The sequence below is a fragment of the Trichococcus flocculiformis genome, assembly GCF_963662535.1.
GTDB classification, from domain to species: Bacteria; Bacillota; Bacilli; order Lactobacillales; family Aerococcaceae; genus Trichococcus; species Trichococcus flocculiformis.
The window spans coordinates 924,010-943,138 of record NZ_OY759718.1; the positions used below are offsets into that span (position 1 = coordinate 924,010).

15 protein-coding genes are annotated in these 19,129 nt (G+C 48.3%); 12 read left to right on the plus strand and 3 right to left on the minus strand.

Going from position 1 to position 19,129, the window contains the following annotated elements:
• Nucleotides 1-56 precede the first annotated feature (56 nt).
• The 3 genes from ACKPCD_RS04685 to ACKPCD_RS04695 all read left to right on the plus strand — a co-directional run bounded on the left by ACKPCD_RS04685 (nt 57) and on the right by ACKPCD_RS04695 (nt 2,905).
• Nucleotides 57-392 carry a single-stranded DNA-binding protein gene (locus tag ACKPCD_RS04685; RefSeq protein WP_068560913.1) on the plus strand — a complete coding sequence of 112 codons (336 nt, stop codon included), beginning with the start codon at nt 57-59 and terminating at the stop codon, nt 390-392.
• A gap of 381 nt (nt 393-773) precedes the next feature.
• Nucleotides 774-1,487, plus strand: coding sequence for a response regulator transcription factor (locus ACKPCD_RS04690; RefSeq protein ID WP_086989326.1), 714 nt, complete (start codon nt 774-776; stop codon nt 1,485-1,487).
• Nucleotides 1,484-2,905 (plus strand): ATP-binding protein, encoded by a 1,422-nt coding sequence (locus ACKPCD_RS04695; RefSeq protein WP_068560911.1) that lies wholly within the window; start codon nt 1,484-1,486, stop codon nt 2,903-2,905. Before ACKPCD_RS04690 ends, ACKPCD_RS04695 begins: the two co-directional genes overlap by 4 nt.
• A 43-nt stretch (nt 2,906-2,948) precedes the next feature.
• Here the strand turns inward: ACKPCD_RS04695 and ACKPCD_RS04700 are convergent, their stop codons facing one another.
• Nucleotides 2,949-5,126 carry an LTA synthase family protein gene (locus tag ACKPCD_RS04700; protein WP_321434135.1) on the minus strand — a complete coding sequence of 726 codons (2,178 nt, stop codon included), beginning with the start codon at nt 5,124-5,126 and terminating at the stop codon, nt 2,949-2,951.
• 262 nt (nt 5,127-5,388) lie between these two features.
• Between ACKPCD_RS04700 and ACKPCD_RS04705 the strand changes: the two genes are divergently transcribed.
• Together ACKPCD_RS04705 and ACKPCD_RS04710 are read left to right on the plus strand one after the other, a co-directional pair.
• Nucleotides 5,389-6,012 carry a VanZ family protein gene (locus ACKPCD_RS04705; RefSeq protein WP_276641612.1) on the plus strand — a complete coding sequence of 208 codons (624 nt, stop codon included), beginning with the start codon at nt 5,389-5,391 and terminating at the stop codon, nt 6,010-6,012.
• Between the two features lie 22 nt (nt 6,013-6,034).
• Nucleotides 6,035-7,219 (plus strand): class I SAM-dependent rRNA methyltransferase, encoded by a 1,185-nt coding sequence (locus tag ACKPCD_RS04710; protein ID WP_321434136.1) that lies wholly within the window; start codon nt 6,035-6,037, stop codon nt 7,217-7,219.
• 84 nt (nt 7,220-7,303) lie between these two features.
• Here ACKPCD_RS04710 and ACKPCD_RS04715 read toward each other — a convergent pair whose 3' ends face one another.
• A complete protein-coding gene (locus ACKPCD_RS04715) occupies nt 7,304-8,569 on the minus strand; it encodes a BaiN/RdsA family NAD(P)/FAD-dependent oxidoreductase (protein WP_086989304.1) in 1,266 nt (421 codons plus the stop codon).
• Nucleotides 8,570-8,820: 251 nt separating this feature from the next.
• Here ACKPCD_RS04715 and ACKPCD_RS04720 point away from each other — a divergent pair, with 251 nt between their 5' ends.
• The 3 genes from ACKPCD_RS04720 (at nt 8,821) to ACKPCD_RS04730 (ending at nt 14,104) form a co-directional block, all read left to right on the plus strand.
• Nucleotides 8,821-9,348 carry a nitroreductase family protein gene (locus ACKPCD_RS04720; protein WP_321434137.1) on the plus strand — a complete coding sequence of 176 codons (528 nt, stop codon included), beginning with the start codon at nt 8,821-8,823 and terminating at the stop codon, nt 9,346-9,348.
• Between the two features lie 223 nt (nt 9,349-9,571).
• The gene (locus ACKPCD_RS04725; protein WP_068560898.1) at nt 9,572-10,273 is read left to right on the plus strand and encodes an ABC transporter ATP-binding protein; all 702 of its coding nucleotides are present in this window, start codon (nt 9,572-9,574) and stop codon (nt 10,271-10,273) included.
• Nucleotides 10,274-10,288: 15 nt separating this feature from the next.
• Nucleotides 10,289-14,104, plus strand: coding sequence for an FtsX-like permease family protein (locus ACKPCD_RS04730; protein ID WP_321434138.1), 3,816 nt, complete (start codon nt 10,289-10,291; stop codon nt 14,102-14,104).
• A 69-nt stretch (nt 14,105-14,173) separates the two neighbouring features.
• On the opposite strand, the gene ACKPCD_RS04735 is transcribed toward ACKPCD_RS04730, so the two are convergent.
• Nucleotides 14,174-14,683: an FUSC family protein gene (locus tag ACKPCD_RS04735; RefSeq protein ID WP_321434139.1), complete on the minus strand. Its 510-nt coding sequence runs from the start codon at nt 14,681-14,683 to the stop codon at nt 14,174-14,176.
• A 401-nt stretch (nt 14,684-15,084) separates the two neighbouring features.
• Here ACKPCD_RS04735 and ACKPCD_RS04740 point away from each other — a divergent pair, with 401 nt between their 5' ends.
• The 4 genes from ACKPCD_RS04740 (at nt 15,085) to ACKPCD_RS04755 (ending at nt 19,100) form a co-directional block, all read left to right on the plus strand.
• The gene (locus ACKPCD_RS04740; RefSeq protein WP_321434140.1) at nt 15,085-16,233 is read left to right on the plus strand and encodes an ABC transporter substrate-binding protein; all 1,149 of its coding nucleotides are present in this window, start codon (nt 15,085-15,087) and stop codon (nt 16,231-16,233) included.
• Between the two features lie 219 nt (nt 16,234-16,452).
• On the plus strand, nt 16,453-17,331 hold the full coding sequence (locus tag ACKPCD_RS04745) for a branched-chain amino acid ABC transporter permease (RefSeq protein WP_321434141.1): 879 nt from the start codon (nt 16,453-16,455) through the stop codon (nt 17,329-17,331).
• Between the two features lie 9 nt (nt 17,332-17,340).
• Nucleotides 17,341-18,327, plus strand: a complete 987-nt coding sequence (locus ACKPCD_RS04750; RefSeq protein ID WP_321434538.1) for a branched-chain amino acid ABC transporter permease — start codon at nt 17,341-17,343, stop codon at nt 18,325-18,327.
• Nucleotides 18,327-19,100: an ABC transporter ATP-binding protein gene (locus tag ACKPCD_RS04755; protein ID WP_321434142.1), complete on the plus strand. Its 774-nt coding sequence runs from the start codon at nt 18,327-18,329 to the stop codon at nt 19,098-19,100. The genes ACKPCD_RS04750 and ACKPCD_RS04755 overlap by 1 nt, the downstream gene beginning before the upstream one ends.
• Nucleotides 19,101-19,129 lie beyond the last annotated feature (29 nt).

The following is a 19,129-nucleotide window of genomic DNA, read 5'->3' on the forward strand; positions in this document are numbered from 1 at the left end:
CCTCATTTTTGGCGGATATTACAAACAGTAAGTCAAGCTGAAGGAGGAATGGAAGGATGAATCAAGTATCATTGATCGGGCGTTTGGTGCGGCCCATCCAAGTGCAACAGGTGAATGGGGAAAGGCAAGTTTGCAACAACACACTGGCGGTGCAGCGTCTCAGGAAAGCGGATGAGGGTCAACCGCAAGCGGACTTTATACCTGTCGTGTTTTGGGGAGCAACCGCCAATCTGGTCGAACAGTATTGTGCTAAGGGCAATCAGATCGGTGTCAACGGCCATTTGGTTTCGCGTTCCTATGTCAACAAGCAGGAGCAGCACGTCTATGTCATCGAATTGGTCGTAGAAGAATTGTATTTTGTTGAAGCGAAAAGAGAACAGGAAGCAGTCTGATGCTCCCGCCCAAAAGCCCCGGATTCTGGGGCTTTTTTTGGCATATAGGAATTTATAAATTTTTTCAACTCAGAAGTGCATCACCGTAGGTGTTTCACAAGATTGCAACATGTTTCATGCATCTAAAATGATGTCCAGCTTCACGGCTTAGCCCTTCGGAAATTAGATAAATCTGTCCTATTGCGCTCTTCGATGCTCAGTCGGACAGATTTCCTAAATTTCTTTCAGGGCTGAACGAACCCGTTCAGCTTTTCTTAATTGGAACCGGCGATTTCCCAATTATTTCACAGAAACTTCAAACGTATGTAGTATCGTAGACTGGAAATGATGCCGCTTATGGGAAAAAAAGATATAATGGAGGAAATGAAAAGGGGAATCGCTATGGAAATTTTGATGATAGAAGACAATGAAGCCGTCTGCGAAATGATGGCGATGTTTTTTGAGAATGAGGGCTGGCAAGCTGTATTCAAGCATGATGGAAAAGAAGGTCTGGAGACGTTCGCGGCAGCAGACAGAAAATGGGACATGATTATCCTCGATCTGAACCTGCCGAGCATGGATGGGATGCAGGTCTGTCGCGAAGTAAGGAAAATTTCCCAGTTCGTACCGATCATCATGCTGACAGCGCGCGATTCTGAAAGTGATCAGGTTATCGGCCTGGAAATCGGGGCGGATGAATATGTTACGAAGCCGTTCAGTCCGTTGACGTTGATAGCCCGCATCAAAGCGATGCACCGTCGCGCTAAGGTCGATCACGCGCAAGCGCAGGCCACTGATGATTTCGATGTACTCACTGATCATGTCAAAATCAGCACGATCACGCGCGAAGCCTACCTTGACGGGAAACAAATCGAAAGCTTGACGCCGAAAGAATTTGAACTGTTCGCGCTTTTGGCCGAACACCCGAAACAAGTATTTTCGAGAGAGCACCTTTTGACCCGGATCTGGGAAGACCCTTACTACGGGGATGAGCGCACAATCGATGCCCACATCAAGAAATTACGGCAAAAAATAGAAGCGGTCGGACCGCAAGTGATCCAGACGGTTTGGGGAGTCGGCTACAAATTCGATGATAGTGGAGTAGAGGATAAATGAAGTATGTCTATCAACAAATCCTGGCCTTTTTTGCTCTGATTCTGATAACCGTGAGTACGACAGGCATCCTGATCATCCAATACGTCACCAGTAATATCTACGACGAAAAAGAGGCACAGCTTTACGGCTATGCCGAATCGATCATCGATCAGAACATGACGATCCAACAATTGGAAAATGGATCTACCTTGGTTTCCAACCAGGATGTCTCGTTCGCCATCTTCGATGCCGAAGACCGCATGGTTTATCCGCAAGCAACGGATCTGTATACGAGCGGAATCAGCGCGGAGGATTTTGAGAGGCTATCGGAAGGCGACCGGATTTCGTTGACTGAACGGGATCGTGGCTTCCTGAACGAAAAGAAGCGCTTCTTGACGGTCTATCTTCCTCTGTTCAATGCAACTACGAATGAATTCACAGGCTTCATAGCAGTCGGTTCGCCGGTAAAAGGCATCGAGGACGAAATCAATGAGATTGAACACAACCTGCTTGTGGCTGTGCTGACTTCCGGGGGCATCGCGATTGTATTGAGTCTCGGCATCGCCAACTATCTGACAAGGCGCATTAAACGCATGCGCAGGGCCACCCATGAGATCGCTTCAGGCAATTTCGATATCTCACTGGAGAATCATCACAAAGATGAGTTTGATGAGCTGTCGGAGGATTTCAACCAAATGGCAAGGTCTTTGAAAGCCTCCAATGAGGAAGTCGAACGCCAAGAGAATTTGCGGCGCCAGTTTATGATGGATGTTGCCCATGAAATGCGTACGCCGCTCACGACAATCAACGGCATTCTCGAGGGAATTCAGCATCATATGATCCCCGAAGGCAGTCGGGACCGGAGTATGCAACTGATGCAGAAAGAAACCAAGCGGCTGATTCGTTTGGTTAATGAGAATCTTGATTATGAAAAGATCCGCTCCAACCAGATTATTTTAGTGAAACAGGAATTTTCGGCTAAAGAAGCATTGGAGAATGTTGCGGAGCAGATGCGGACAAAAGCGCAGGCGAAGGACGATCTGATCATCGTTCAGGTGGATGCAGCGGACCGGATTTACGCGGACTATGATCGCTTTATCCAGATCATGGTGAACCTCACCCAGAACGCTATCCAGTTCACGAAAAACGGAACCATCACCCTGTCGTCTTTCCCGGATGGCGATCAGCAAATCATTCAGGTCAAAGACACGGGCATCGGCATCGAGAAGAAGGATATCACGAGCATCTGGGAAAGGTTCTACAAAGTGGATGTTTCCAGAAAGAACACGAAATTTGGCGAATCAGGAATCGGTTTGGCGGTGGTCCAATCATTAGTGATGAACCATAAGGGAACCATTGATGTGGAGAGCAATCCGGGCGAGGGAACAATTTTCACGATTACATTACCGACGAAAGCAGCAATCGAAAAAAATAGTTAAAAAAATAGCTGCCGGAATTTTTAAATTCCGGCAGCTATTTTGGTTATTCAACTGTTTCTGTCTGTCCTTCTGCTGGGACTTCCTCAGCAGCGGGTTGTTCTTGCATTGCATTTTCTTCAGCAATGGCTTGGTTGGCCGGGAACTCAGGAGCGTCCGTCTGATAAAGCGGCACGGTTGAAACGCCGTTGTTCGTATAGTACAAGGAAGTGTTCAGGTCACCCAATTCTGCGATGTCCTCTTCCAATCTTGAAGGGGAATCCACATAGCCGTGCAGGCTTTTATCAACCGGAACGAATCCATCCGGTGTGTAGAAGCGCAACAAATCACCGTTGATGATCTGATCGGAGATGGCCAACTGCAGTTCAGCTTGCGCCCGGATCTGAGCAACTTTTTCGACTACTTCTTCTGTCTGATAAGCAAGCGTGCCTGTTTGGGTATGATAAACGGTATTTCCTAAGATGGTATATTCGCTCGTCACGATGCTGCCATTACGGAAAACAACGATCCCCTCATTTTGCGCTGACATCAGATCCTGTCCAAGTTGGACATAGGCTGAAGTGTCGACACCCAGAAGATGCATCACGGTAGGCAAGATATCGATCTGGCCACCATAAACATCACTGATTTGCCCGGTACCGGAACCAGGATTATGGATGATGAAAGGAACACGCTGCATCATGGCATCGTCATAGGCACCCCACAAATCCGGATTGGCTCCGATGAGCGGCGCCAACGTTTTGTTGCGGGAACTGGAAATACCGAAGTGGTCGCCGTACAATACGAAAAGCGTATTATCATAAAGGCCTGCGTCCTTCATATATTGGAAAAATTCAGCCAAGGCTTCATCGGCATAATGAGCAGTATTGAAATAACCGTCAATCGTTTCGTCACCGGTATCCAGTGTGAAGGTGTTATTCATCTCGTCTTCAGGGAACGGGAAGTGATTCGAAACGGTTATGAACTTTGCATAGAAAGGCTGCGGTAATTGCTCGAGGTATTGCGCCGATTCTTGGAAGAACAATTTATCTTTCAAGCCGTACTCGACTGAGTTCTCATCCGTCAGTGTGTAACTGCTGCCGGCATCAAAGAAATAATCATAGTCGAAAGATTTATAAACATTATCGCGATCCCAGAAAGAACCGACATTCCCGTGGAAAACAGCTGATGTGTAGCCAAAGGTTTCGCCCAAGATGGCCGGTGCTGATTGGAAGGTGTTGTCCGCACCGATTTGTGTAAAGGCCGAACCTTGCGGCAATCCGAACAGTGAATTGTCCAGCATCAGTTCGGCATCACTTGTTTTTCCTTGGCCCGTCTGATGGAAAATGTTGCTGTAACTGTAAGAATCACTGCTGTGATACAAGCTGTTCAGGAATGGTGTCACTTCAGCCGTCATGCCTGTTTCATCAGTCAATGACAGATCGATCAGGAACTGCTGCATACTTTCCAGATGGATGTAGACGACGTTTTTGCCTTCTGCTTGCCCGAAGTTTGCTTCGTTGGGTTCGGCATAATGTGTACCTAAGTAATCAAGAACGGCAGCCATATCTGAGCTGTCCGCACTTGCGCGCACTTGGTTGGCTTGAGCAGTCTTGATGCCATCATAGAGGGTGAAGACATTGATACCCAAGTATTTGACGATGTAGTTGCGATCAAAAGTTCTTGTCAGCAATTGCGGTCGGCTTATTTCAGCAAGGCCTAAGTTAGCGGCGAAGAGAGCGATCGAGGCAGCAACTGTCGCAAACGCCCATCTTTTCTTGAAGATACGTTCGTCGCGATTTTTGCTAACGAATTTCTTATAGACATAGATGAGGACAAAAGCATCGATCCAATAGAACAGATCCAGCGGCTGCATCATGGCGATGACTCCGGAACCTAAGTTTTTGGTTGCGTTGGCTGAACCGAAGATGGTTTTGATTGTCAGGAAGTCCGTAAATTCGCGGTAGTAGATGATGTTCGCGAACAACAGGATCGAATTCAGTACATACAGAGCAATCAAGCTTCTGTAGCCTTTTTTAGGGCTCTTAACAAAAAGCGAAATCCCGAGAATCAATAAAGTCGTGGCAATTGGGTTGATAAAAAGAATCAGCTGCTGAAACCAACCGTCTACGCCTAAAGAGAACGCTGTGTGATAAGCGAAATAGGTCTTCAGCCAGAAAAGGACGACGGCGAAAAGGAAAAATCCGAATCGCGTCTGCAACTGTTCAGTTAATTTTTGTTTCAAAAAAGAGACCTCCTATGATATCGTGTGGAACACATGTAAATTTCCTGTGAATTTTTTTGGTTTATGTGTGTTGTTTGTGAATTTTATGTAAAATGAGCTAGTGTCATTATATTCTGAATGCTTTTGATAGTCAATCGAAGCCCCGTAAAGTTTTTCCTAAGTTTTTCTCAAGAATAGTTGCTTTTTTAAGGATTTTTCGAGAAAATGGGACTTTCAAAGTATCTGTTTAAAGGAACAAAACTGACAAAGGTGAGCGTAGATTATGATATTTTTACAAGGGCTGTATGAGTGGGTGGCTGCTTCGCTGGAGTCATCCGTTAATCATTTTCCGCTCATACAATTAGTTTTCAACAGCGTGGACAAGACCATACTGTACTATTTGATTTTTCTGGTTCTAAGAGCCGCCTACCTGCTGCGCAGACACCGCAAGACGGGCAAGAAAATCCCCTTATATAAGGAAGGGTTGCTGCATGCTTTGTTTATCTACATCGTATTGTTGCTTCAACTGACGGTTTTCCGCAATGAGGTGACCTTCTGGACCGTCGAGTATCACAAAATCGATTGGTCAGCGATCCATTGGCTGCCGTTGGTGGATACGGTCAAACTCTTTTATGGGGATTCCGGATTTTCGGCATGGTACAATTCATGGGGGAACGTTGTCTGGTTTATGCCGCTGGGCTACATGGGGCCTTATCTGTTCAGAAAAAAATGCAGTTTCTCCAAAGTGACAGCGATGGGCTTGCTTTTTTCCAGCATGATTGAGTTCCTCCAGCTCATCTTTCAGACGGGCGTCACGCATATCGATGATGTCTTCTTTAATACGTTGGGTGCCGCAATCGGCTACAGCATATGGGTATCATCAAAAAAAGCAGTGCAGAACGGATAATCGACTATAAAGGAAGTAAATTATGAAAAAAATTACGATTACACAAATAAGCGAGAAAAAAATTAAGGCAGGCAATCCCTTGCTGCAAATGGAAGATTTCCCAAACGAGCTCAGCTTCGATGAAGGGGAACTGGTCGAGCTGGTCGATTCCCGCCAAAAATTCGTCGCAAAAGCCTATTTGGCTAAACAGAATAAAGGCGTCGGTTGGGTATTTTCTTTGGATAACGCGGATAGTTTCAATGAAGCATTCTTCAAAAAACAGTTTGAAAAAGCGAAACGTAAGCGCACGGACCTGCAATCGGACCCGGAAACGACTACCTATAGGCTTTTCAATGCGGAGGGGGACGGTATCCCAGGCGTTACCATCGATCATTACGACGGGTTTGCGGTGGTATCTTGGTACAGCGAAGGCATCTTCCGCTACCAGACCGCCATTATCGCTGCCTTCCAAGCGGTCTTCCCGGAAACGAAGGGCATCTATGAAAAATTCCGTTACCAACAGAAGGATGGCCTGATCAGCCGCTACGTCAGGGGTGATGCAGCCCCGACGCCCCTGATCGTGAAGGAGAACGGCATCAACTATGCGACGTATCTGGACGATGGGCTGATGACGGGCATTTTTCTGGATCAGCGCGAGGTACGCGGCGCTCTGACGGAGCGTTATGCGGCAGGCAAACGGGTCTTGAACACGTTCAGCTACACCGGCGCGTTCTCCGTGGCAGCAGCCATGGGCGGGGCGATCGAAACGACGAGTGTCGATGTTGCGAACCGTTCGTTGGAACGGACAAAGGAACAATTCGCCGTCAATAACCTGGATGGCGAGCAACAGAAAATCTATGTCATGGATGTCTTCGATTTCATCCGCTACGCGATCCGCAAGGAATTGCAGTATGACGTGACCATCATCGATCCGCCAAGCTTTGCCCGCACAAAAAAGCGCACATTTTCGGTAACGAAAGATTATACGCAATTGTTGGAGGAATTGATCCAGATCACCGCACCGGATGGCACGCTGATTGTGTCGTCCAACGCTGCCAACTACAAGGAAAAGAACTTCAAACAGGATATCGCCCAAGCCTTCAAGAACAGCCGATGCGATTACCGCATCATGGAGACATTCCATCTGCCGAACGATTTTGCTGTTCCGCCAGGCAGCAAAACAAGCGATTACCTTAAAGTCTTCATCATTAAGAAACTGGCGAGATAAGAAAAGCTAACTCAAAATATACAAAAAGAGAACGGAGCTGCCTCATTGGGAGGTTGCCCCGTTCTCTTTTTGTATGGGATATTTTTATGTATGCAGACCCGCAGCGGCATGTTGTCCGGCAGTGTGCCCTGTAACAAAGGCGCCGGTGATGTTATATCCGCCTGTGTAGCCGTTGTAGTCGATCAGTTCACCGCAGAAATAAAGTCCTTTTGTCAGTTTGCTTTCCATCGACTTCGGATTGATTTCCTTCGTTGAGACGCCCCCGCCAGTGACGAAAGCTTTATCCAACGGATGCGTGCCGTTCACTTCGAATGAGAAATTTTTGCAGAAGTCCGCGAAAGCTTTGATTTCTTTCGGAGTCAATTCCTTTAATGACTTCTGCGGATCGATGGCCGCCTGCGTGCAACCGAACAACAGGTAGCGTTCCGGCATGAGGTCTTTCCAGCCGTTTTTGACGCTCTTTTCCGGTTGGGCCTTGATGAGCTTTTGCAATTGTTGTTCGACAGCGCCCAATGAAAGTTCCGGCAGGACATCCAAGGACATCGTGACCGTCTCGGTTTTATCGCGCTTCATTGTCTGGTGGACAAACATCGAACAACGCAAAGCTGCGGGACCGGACACACCGAAGTGGGTGAAGATCATGTCCATCTGGTGGGAAACGACTGTTTTGCCTTTTTTATTTCTGATGCTGAGTGCAACGTTGCGCAAGGAAAGTCCCTTCAGTTCGCTTGCACGGATGAAGTCCGCATCGGAAGTTATCGGCGCTTCGGTCGGGTATAATTCCGTGATGGTATGTCCAGCAGCTTTGGCAAACTTATAGCCGTCGCCTTTGGATCCAGTTCGCGGCAGAGCTTTTCCTCCAGTTGCCAGGATAATCCGATCGGCCGGGAGAATCTCGCCATCTTCCAAAAGGACACCGGTCACCTGTTCATTTTCGATCAGGATACGCTCGACTTTTATGTTGGTCCGAATCTGGACCTGCAGCCGCTTCAGTTCCTCGATGAAAGCTTCGAGAATTGTTCTGGCTTTATCTGTGACAGGGAACATCCGACCGTGATCCTCTTCCTTCAGGGCGACGCCGCGTTCGATGAAAAAGGTCATGATGTCATATTGACTGAATTGGGTAAAGCTGCTGTGCAGGAATTTTCCGTTTCCGGGAATGTGCCGGATGATTTCTTCTTCGGGACGGTTGTTGGTGACGTTGCAGCGGCCCCCGCCTGTCAAGAGTAATTTTTTTCCGAGACTGGGGTTTTGTTCGAGGAGCGTCACTTCCGCTCCCGCTTCGGCAGCCGTACAAGCCGCCATCAGACCGCTCGAACCGCCACCGACTATAATGATGCGTGTTTTCATATTATGTATTTTCTCCGTTCTTTTGCTGCACTTACTTTATCACAGATATGTCCAACTGAAAATGGCTTTTTTCCCGGAAGGGTTACGAAAAAAGATGCTTTCCTTCATTAAATATTCAAAGATTGCGCCTATACTGTATCCATACCCAAAGATAATCATTTTTTTCTGCTGCCCAGAATTTCCATTCTATTTTTATGCCCGAAAGAGTATAATGAGTAAAGAGTTATTTTTGAAGAAGTGAGGGAATTGAAATGGATTTTATGAAAGTAATGCATACGAGACAAACAACACGCAGCTTCCAGAAGTTTGCACTTTCCCAAGGGCAAGTGGAACTGATGCTGCAAGCCGGGCAAAATGCACCGATCAGCCGCGGTCGCTTTGAGGATTACCATATCACAGTCATTAAGAATCCAGAAATATTGGCAGCGATTACATCGGCGGCAAAGGAAGTGACGGGCAGTACGGACAAGGATCCTTTGTATGGAGCGCCGGCCTTTTTCGTTGTTTCCGCTAAGGAACCGGCCAAACCTGGAAGTATCGCAAGCGCAGCAACCATCGTCGAAAATATGCATCTGCAAGCAACAGCAGAACTTTTAGGTAGCTGCTTCCTGATGGGAATCATGGCGAACGGCACGTTGGACGCTGAAGGGATCCGTGAAAAAATGCAGATTCCCGACGGTTTTACGCCTGTCGCCGGAATGGTGGCGGGCTATCCGCACGGCTATCTGCATGATCGGCCCCGCACATTGGAAAAGATCGCCGTCAACATCCTCGAATAGGACAGTTTGGACAATGAAAAACGACTGCAGGAGAAACGTTCAAGTTTCCCGGGTCGTTTTTTGCATACTCGTCCGGGGCAGTCTTATCCAGAGGTGGAGGTGCCGATTGCATATCCGCGCTCTTTTGTATACCATAGTACTATTACGATAGGTAAGTGTATTACGGATAAGTTTTCCGGGATGCTTCAAAATAAAAATCACTCAAGAAATGAAGGGATACATAATGGCGTACATTTCCTTAAAGAATGTCAGCAAATTCTATCAGATGGGCGAAACTCGGATCACAGCCAACGACAAGATCAGCTTCGACATCAACGAAGGGGAGTTTGTCGTGATACTGGGCCCCAGTGGAGCCGGAAAATCCACTGTTCTGAATATCCTTGGAGGAATGGATGATGCCGATGAAGGCCACATCAGCATCGACGGGGTTGATATCTCACAGTTCACTTCAAAAGCGTTGACGACCTACAGGCGGAGGGATGTCGGTTTTGTCTTCCAATTCTATAATCTGGTGCCTAACCTGACCGCTAAGGAGAATGTGGAGCTTGCTTCGCAAATATCCCCACATGCCCGCGATGCTGCCGAGGTCATGCGGGAAGTAGGCTTGGGCGAGCGCATGGATAACTTTCCGGCCCAACTATCCGGAGGCGAACAGCAACGCGTCGCCATCGCCCGTGCGTTGGCTAAACAGCCCAAGTTGCTGCTTTGTGATGAGCCGACTGGGGCACTGGATTACGAAACGGGCAAACAAGTGCTGAAGCTGCTGCAGGATACATGCCTTGATACGGGAACAACCGTCATCGTCATCACCCACAACCAAGCTATCGCAGCCATGGCGAACCGCATCATCGAAATCAACAATGCTAAAGTAAGGGCAATCCATGAAAATCCAAACCCTAAACCAGTATCAGAAATCGAATGGTAGGAGGGGGAGAAGACGATGAAGAAGAAGGCGCTATGGAAAGACATCTGGATAGAGATTGGCAAAAGTAAGGCACGTTTCCTCGCTTTATTGGCCATCATCACTTTGGGCGTGGCTTTCTTTGCCGGCATCAAAGCGGCGGGTCCGGATATGCTGGACACCGCCAACCAATATTATGAAGACAATAACCTGTATGACCTGAAAGTTTTGTCTACCTACGGATTGGAAGAAGCGGACATCGCCATTTTGGATGAAACGGCCGATCTGTCTGTCCATCCGATGCGGACAGTGGACATCGAAATGGAAGGCAGTGACTTTCTCGTAAAAGTATTCCCGCTGCAAAGCGGTGCGGATCCGGTCAACGCATATGCGCTAGTAGACGGCAGACTGCCGGAAACAAGCGGCGAAGTCGCCTTGGATGCGAAACAGAATCTGAGCAGTACTTATCAGATCGGCGATACCATCACTTTCCGCCATGAGTCCGACGAAGACCTTAGCGATGAAGAAAAAGAAAACCGCATCTCCTTGAAGGAACAAGAATACACGGTCGTCGGCTTCGTTGATTCGCCGATGTACATCGAAACGATAATGCGTGGTTCCACCAATGTCGGGAAGGGCAGCCTGGATGCTTTCGTTGTCGTACCCGAATCGGATATTCTCGGCAGCATCTATACGGAAGCTTATCTGACGATGGCTCCGACTGTGGCGGAAACAGGCTACACGGACGCCTATGATGAACAAGTGGACAGATTGGCCGATGAAGTGGAGCTTGCTTTGAACGGGAGACCGTTGGAGCGCATCAATGAAATCCGTGCGGAGGGTCAACGGAAGATCAGAGATGCGGAAGATGAACTGCAGGAGGGCAAAGACAAACTTGCGGAAGCCGAGCAGGAACTGCAGGATGCCCGCCAACAATTGGATGACGGCACAGCACTCTATGAGGAGAATCGCCAGTTGTTTCTGGACGAAATCGCCCAAGCCGAGAGCACTTTGACTGCAAGCCAAGCTGAAATCGATGCGGGCATGGCGGAGTACCGAGCAGGCCTGGCGACCTATCTGGAAAATAAAGCGCTCTACGATGAAGCAAAAGTTGCCTGGGAGGCGCAGAAAAAAGCCATGCAAGGACAGAACGATTCCGACGCTTCATTGGATGCGCTGCTGGCAAGCCTGCCCGATACACCGGAAGGACGCGAAATCGCTGAACTGGCGCAAATGCTGCTCGACGGGCAGGCTGAAGTTGAAGCGACCCAAAGTTCGCTGGAAATGAAAGCTCTAGAGCTGCAGGAACGGGCAGCGGCCTTATCATCAAAAGGCGAGCTGCTTTTGGCGGAGCAGGTGAGTTTGGAGGCGGATGCAGCAGCCTACCAGAAAGAGCTGGCTATTTTCACTGCTGACATGACGGCTTTCCAAACGGAAAAAGCAATCAAACAAGCGGAATTCTCCACACGACAAGCCGCTATCGACTCAGAAAGGGCAGCCTTGGAAGAGCTGGATCCGGAGACGGATCCGAGCGTGGCAGAACGCTTAACTGCTCTGGATGAAGAGCAGGCAGCTTTGGATGCGGAACGGGCCGCGCTGGCGCAAGCCGAAACGGAATTGACTGTCCGCCAAAGTGAGCTGGAGCAAGAGGGTGCCTCCTTGTCCACCCGCCAAGAAGCCTTGACCGCCGCAGCCGCTGCTTTTCAGGCAGAACGAGCCAGTGAAGAGGCCGCCTTCCTGGAGGAACAGCGCCTTCTTGAGTCGGCCGGCAACGAATTAGCCGCCAGAGGGGAAGAGTTGCTGGATCAACAGCAACTGCTGGAAGAAAAGATTGCGGCATTCATGGCAGATGCCGAAGCCCAAATCGCAGCTGCTGACGCTCAATTTGCTGAACAAGGGATTGCGTTGGAGAATGGTCGATTGGAATTGGCATCGGCCTTCTCGCAACTGGAGGATGGCCAGATACAGATCAATAATGGTTGGTCAGAGTTGGAAAGTCAACGTGTGAGCGGTGAACAGGCCCTCGGGGAAGCTTGGCAGGAAATCCAGCAGGGCGAAGCGGCTTATCAGGAAGGTTTGGTCACTTTTACAGCCGAACGCGTCGATGCAGAAATCGAAATAGCCGACGGGGAACGTCAGGTCGCAGAAGCGAAGCAAGCCTTGGCCGATCTGATTGAGCCGGTCTACTACGTGACGGATCGGTCCGGGAACCCTGGTTACCAGGAATACCGCGACAATGCGGACCGCATCTCGGCCATCGCAGAGATTTTCCCGGTGTTTTTCTTCCTGATTGCGGCTTTGGTGAGTTTCACAACGATGGCCCGGATGGTGGATGAGCAGCGCCAGCAGATGGGGACGCTGAAAGGCCTCGGTTACAGTGATTTCGATATCGCCAAAAAATATCTGATCTATGCAGCGATCGCCTGCATCGTAGGGACCTCACTCGGTTTGGTGGCCGGATACAATATTTTCCCTGCGGTCATCTTTGATGCCTATGGATCCATGTACAGTCTGCCTTCCGTAAAGATTACCTACTACTTGTCCTATGCACTGATTTCCATTGCTATCGCGCTGCTGTGCACCATCGGACCGGCTGCGTGGGCGGCACATGCCTCGTTGCGGGAAAACCCGGCTATGATGATGCGTCCGAAAGCGCCGAAGAATGGCAAACGTGTGCTTTTGGAACGCGTGACGTTCATTTGGGACCGTCTCAGCTTCAACTCGAAGATTACGGTACGTAATTTGATGCGCTACAAAGCGCGCAACATGATGACGATCTTGGGCGTTGCCGGCTGTACCGCCTTGATATTGACCGGATACGGTATCAAAAATTCCATCTCCGGATTGGCGGATACCCAGTTCAACGATGTGATGCGCTATAACGCAATCACGGCGATGCGTCCGGAAGCGAGCGCAGAAGAAATCGCCTCCTATGATGAACTGGTCGCTGCAACTCCTGAAATAACGGATCATCTCAAGGTAGTGCAAGAAAGCTACAAACTGGATAAAAAAGGGGTAAACCTGCAGAACGTCACGGTCTTTGCGCCGCTGGAAAGCGAAAATCTCCCGGATTTTGTCAGCTTACGCGATCGTATAACTCAAGAACCGATCGCGTTGACGGATGAGGGAGCCGTCATTTCGGAAAAATTAGCGAACCTGGCAGACGTCGGACCGGGCGACAGCATCGAAATCCGCAATGATGAAATGCAGACCTATCAGATTCCGATCCAGGCTGTCACCGAGAACTACGTCAACCATTACATTTACTTGACGCCATCCCTTTATGAAGAGATTTTTATCCAAGCTGCGGAACCGACAACTGATCTTTTGCTGTTTGACGAACCGGAAAGTTGGGAACGGAGCTTCGGATCTGAAGTGATGGGAGAACAGGCGGTGGCGCTGGTGACATTCATTAATTCCGTCGATCGCAGCTTCGCTGAAACCTTAGGGAGCCTGGATGTCGTCACCTTGGTATTGATTGTGTCGGCAGCCTCATTGGCTTTCGTTGTGCTGTACAGCCTGACGAACATCAATGTTTCGGAGCGGATCAGAGAACTGTCGACAATTAAAGTTTTGGGGTTCTATGATGTGGAAGTGAGCATGTACATCTACAGAGAGTCATTGGTCTTAACTTTGTTGGGTATTTTGTTCGGTTTTGTCCTCGGAAAAATTTTGAGTACAGTCGTTCTTAAAATGGTGGAAATTGACTTCATGATGTTCCCACCGACCATTATGCCGATCAGCTACCTGTATGCAGGGTTACTTTCGTTGTTGTTCTCAAGTGTTGTCATGTTGATTATGCACCGCAAACTGAAACAAGTGGACATGATCGAAGCACTCAAGTCAGTTGAATAAAAGTAAGAATAGAAAAACGCGCAAGAGCCATCAAATAGGCCGCTTGCGCGTTTTTCTTCTTTGGAGACATCAACAATTATCGGCTGGTGTTTGAGGTGAACCAGGCAATAGGTAGTTGACTCCGATGGCGATGGAAGTGCCGATGACGGTATCCAGTACCCTTTGGATGGCATAGGTGATTTTCTCTGCATCGTCTATGTTGTAGAAAACGACAAGAAAAGTCGCGGTGGCTCCGACGATAGCTGTGGACATGTCCAGGACGTTGCAGACTGTGATCAGGATGATGATGGCGATGATCGTACCGAAGAAATCCACAGAAAAATCCAGTCCGAGGAAATCTTTGACTGCGATCAAGGTTACCCCCAAGACACCGGCGACAGTATTACCTCCGACACGGCGGATGCCATGATGCAGTGATTGTGAGCAATCTTCACGCAAAGCAAAGACTGCCGCCAAGCCGGCCAACATAGGCGAACCTCGGTCCAATAATTTGAACAGCAGCACACAAAAGCCGACAGCAACGCCGGATTTGGTCGTACGCATGCCTACGTGGAATTTCTCCTTATCCAAATGAATCATAGTAAGTACGATACTTCCTCTCGAAATGAAATAATATCTCAATCATAAGCATTTTTTGATTTTTATCAAGGCATTTTCACATTATTGTGCAAATAATACACTTGCATTTACTTCATTGTTCAGAGTAGCTTTTCGAAAAATGAGAAAAAAACGGCTATTTTTGGATGAGAAATGTCCTTTTTTGGACAAGTCATTTTATTGGAATTGTTGCAACGGCGGCTTTTTCAGGTAGGGTGAAAAAAGAACATTCGCTTTTTGCCAAAAAAGGCCAAAATTGGGTTGCTTAAATTGTCAGAATATTCTATACTAATGACATTAAATTTTAAGGAGAAGGATGAGGGCCTTTTCTTTGAAATTGCAACGAATTATGAATATATAGTGAGATGGGGAGGATTATTTAGATGAAAAAGAAATTTTTGATGGGTCTAGCATCTGTATTCGTACTTGCAGCATGCGGCAATGGCGCAACGACAGAAGAGAGCGATACAATCAAATTGGGTGGTAACTTCGAATTATCAGGCGGTGCGAGTGCATACGGTACGCTGATGGACGAAGGGATCAAAATGGCTGTTGCGGAACAGAACGCTGCAGATGGCTTATTGGGTAAAGAGATTGAATACGTATCTTACGATAATAAATCTGAGCCTTCAGAATCCACATCGGTTGCGACTCGTTTAGCTACCGAAGACAATGTTGTCGCAATTCTGGGGCCTGCTACAACGGGTGCAGCAAATGCACAATCTCCAGCAGTCACTAGAGCAAAAGTACCAGCGATTCTTCCGGCTGCTACAGGCGATGGTGTAACAATGGATGGCGATTCCGTGTTGGAATACGTGTTCCGCGTATGTTTCCAGGATTCTTTCCAAGGTAAAGCATTGGCTGAATTCGCTCAAACAGATCTGCAAGCAACAAAAGCTGTCATCTTAGTCGATAACTCGACTGACTACGCAATCGGCTTGGCTGATGCGTTCAAAGAAACGTTCACTGGGGAAATCGTTGCGGAAGAAAACTTCACAGCCGGCGATACAGATTTCAAAGCGATCCTGACGAACATCGCGCAAATGGATTACGATGTTATCTTCTTGCCTGGATACTATGAAGAAGGCGGACTGATCATCAAGCAAGCCCGCGAAATGGGTATTGCTCAACCGATCCTTGGACCGGATGGCTTTGCTAACTCAACATTGGTTGAATTGGCCGGTGCCGACAACGTCGATAATGTATTCTACGCCAGCCACTTCACTCCGAACAGTGAAGATCCTAAAGTACAAGAATTCTTGGCTGCTTTTGAAGCAGAGTACGGTAAACCTGCAGATTCATTCGCGGCTTTGGCTTACGATGCTGCCCAATTAGTATTCGATGCAATCGCGACTGCTGACAGCACAGATCCTCAAGCAATCACAGATGCTTTAGCGGCAACTGAAGATTTTGAAGGCGTCACGGGTACATTCTCCTTTGACGAGAACCACAACCCTATCAAGTCCGCTTTCGTTATTGAATTACAAGATGGTGTAGAAGTCGGCAACTCTGTTGTGGAACCAGCTAAATAAAACTGGCGCACACACTTGCGGCATTGAAACCTGAATAGACCGTTTGATTCTAAAGTAACACAATGAGGTGCTGGCAGAATTTGCTTAGCACCTTTCTTTATGTTTTACCTCATCGTAAAGTAATCCCTCGCCATGCGTGAATAATAGTAAACTATATCCGAACAATACAGTATAATGAAAGAAAGACTTCTGCAAAGCAGAAGAAAAAAGAGGTGTAAAATGGAAAATTTAGTTCAACAACTGATAAACGGTATATCGTTGGGAAGTATCTACGCCTTGATTGCGCTAGGGTACACCATGGTATACGGCGTCATCAAATTGATTAACTTTGCCCACGGGGATATTTATATGGTGGGCGCGTACCTTGGCTATGCTTTGATCCAAAACGTCGGCCTCGGCCTTTTCCCATCCATTCTGATTTCAATGATTTTTTGTGCCATTTTAGGGGTGGTCATCGAGAAGATCGCCTACAAACCATTGCGGGGTGCAACAAGGGTAGCGACGCTGATCACAGCCATCGGGGTTTCTTATTTACTTCAAAATGTCATGATCTACATGATGGGGCCCGAAGTGAAGGCCTTCCCGACAGCCTTGAAGGTCCAGAATTGGACCTTCAGCGGTGTGACCATCAACTCGCAACAGATTTTGATTTTCCTGACGACAGTCATTTTGATGATCGCGCTGCAGGTCATCGTGAAATACACAAAGATGGGGAAAGCCATGCGGGCGGTCAGTACCGATCCAGAAGCAGCACAACTGATGGGGATCAACGTGGATAACGTCATCTCCTTTACGTTCGTGCTGGGATCTTCCTTAGCCGGAGCGGCAGGCGTATTGGTCGGTATCTATTACAATTCGATTTCGCCATTGATGGGTGTGACACCGGGTCTGAAAGCCTTCGTTGCGGCAGTGTTCGGCGGCATCGGCATCATCCCTGGGGCCATGGTCGGCGGTTACGTCATCGGTGTCATCGAGACTTTGGTCAGCGCATACGGCGGATCGATGTTCAAAGATGCGGTCGTGTACCTGATCCTGATCATCATCCTGATCGTTAAACCTTCCGGAATCTTCGGGAAAAATACAAAAGAGAAAGTGTAGGTGATAATGATGAAACAATTGAACAAAACAAATCTAGGTTGGCTCATTCTTATCGCTTTGATGGCTGCCGTCCTGTTCATCGGCGTCAGCTCAAATGTCATTTCTCCCTTCTATCAAATTACTTTAGTGACCATCATGATCAACATCATCCTGGCGATCGGGCTGAATCTGGTCATCGGGTTTTCCGGCCAGTTCTCGCTGGGGCATGCCGGTTTTATGGCGATCGGTGCATACAGCGGCGCCATCATCGGCGATAGGATGGAAGGCTTGGCCGGCTTCTTTGTCGGCCTGATTGTGGGTATGGTCATCTCGATCATCGTGGCCTTGATCGTCGGAATCCCGACGCTGCGTCTGAAAGGCGACTACTTGGCGATTGCGACCTTGGGTGTAGCGGAAATAATCCGAATCCTGATTCTGAACATGGGTGAACTGACCAACGGCGCGCGCGGAATCAGCGGCATCTCTTTCCCGTTCGAATCGAACACCAGCTTCATCATGGTCTTGTTCGTGATCCTGATCGTAACGACGATCATAACCGTCAACTACATCAACAGCAGCCCTGGCCGCGCGACGATCGCCATCCGCGAAGATGAGATCGCTGCTGAGTCGATGGGTGTCAACGCAACGACATACAAAGTCATCGCCTTCATGATCGGTGCCGCGACTGCCAGCATCGCAGGCTCGATGTACGGCACTTATTTCAGCGTAATCAATCCGAGCGATTTCACTTTCCAAAAATCGATCGATGTGCTGATCATCGTCGTGTTCGGCGGTATCGGCAGTGTAACCGGCACTGTCGTTGCAGCCGTTGTGCTGGGTGTCCTGAACACGTATCTGCAATCGTTCGGTGAGCTGCGGATGATTTTCTACGCTCTGGCCATCATCGCCATCATGGTGTTCCGTCCAGGCGGACTGTTGGGCAACCGCGAATTCACGATGTCCGCATTGCTGAAGCGCTTTGCCAAAAAAGATTCTGCTAAGAAGGAGGTCCAATAATGAGCCTATTAGAAGTAAAAGAATTGACGAAAAATTTCGGCGGTCTGGCTGCAGTATCCAATGTCGATTTTGTGATCGAAGAAAATGAATTGGTCGGTCTGATCGGCCCTAATGGTGCTGGCAAAACGACCTTCTTCAACTTGCTGACGGGCGTCTACGTCCCGACAGCAGGAACGGTCGAATTGGAGATCGACAATAAAAAGGTGCTCCTGAACGGGAAAGCACCTTATAAAATTACGGACCTCGGCTTGGCGCGTACATTCCAGAACATCCGTCTCTTCAAGGAATTGACGGTTCTCGATAATGTACTGATCGCGATGCACAGCACTATGGGAGAGAATACTTTCCACAGCTTGCTGCGCACGCCGACTTATTACCGCAAGGAAGCCGAAATGCGCGAAAAAGCTTTGGAATTGTTGGCCATTTTCGAACTGGAAAAGAAATATGAGGTTTTGGCGAAAAATCTTCCTTACGGCGAGCAACGCCGTCTGGAAATCGTCCGCGCCTTGGCGACTGACCCGAAAATTCTTTTCCTGGATGAGCCGGCTGCCGGCATGAATCCGCAGGAGACTGCGGAATTGACAGCTCTGATCCGAAAAATACAGAAAGATTTCAAAATCACGGTCGTTTTGATCGAGCATGATATGTCCTTGGTCATGAATGTGTGCGAAAGAATCTATGTGTTGGAATATGGCCGTCTGCTTGCCAAAGGAACACCGGAAGAAATCCAAAAAAATCCAGCCGTAATCAAGGCTTATCTAGGAGGCGACTAACGTGCTGAAAGTAAAAAATCTATCTGTGC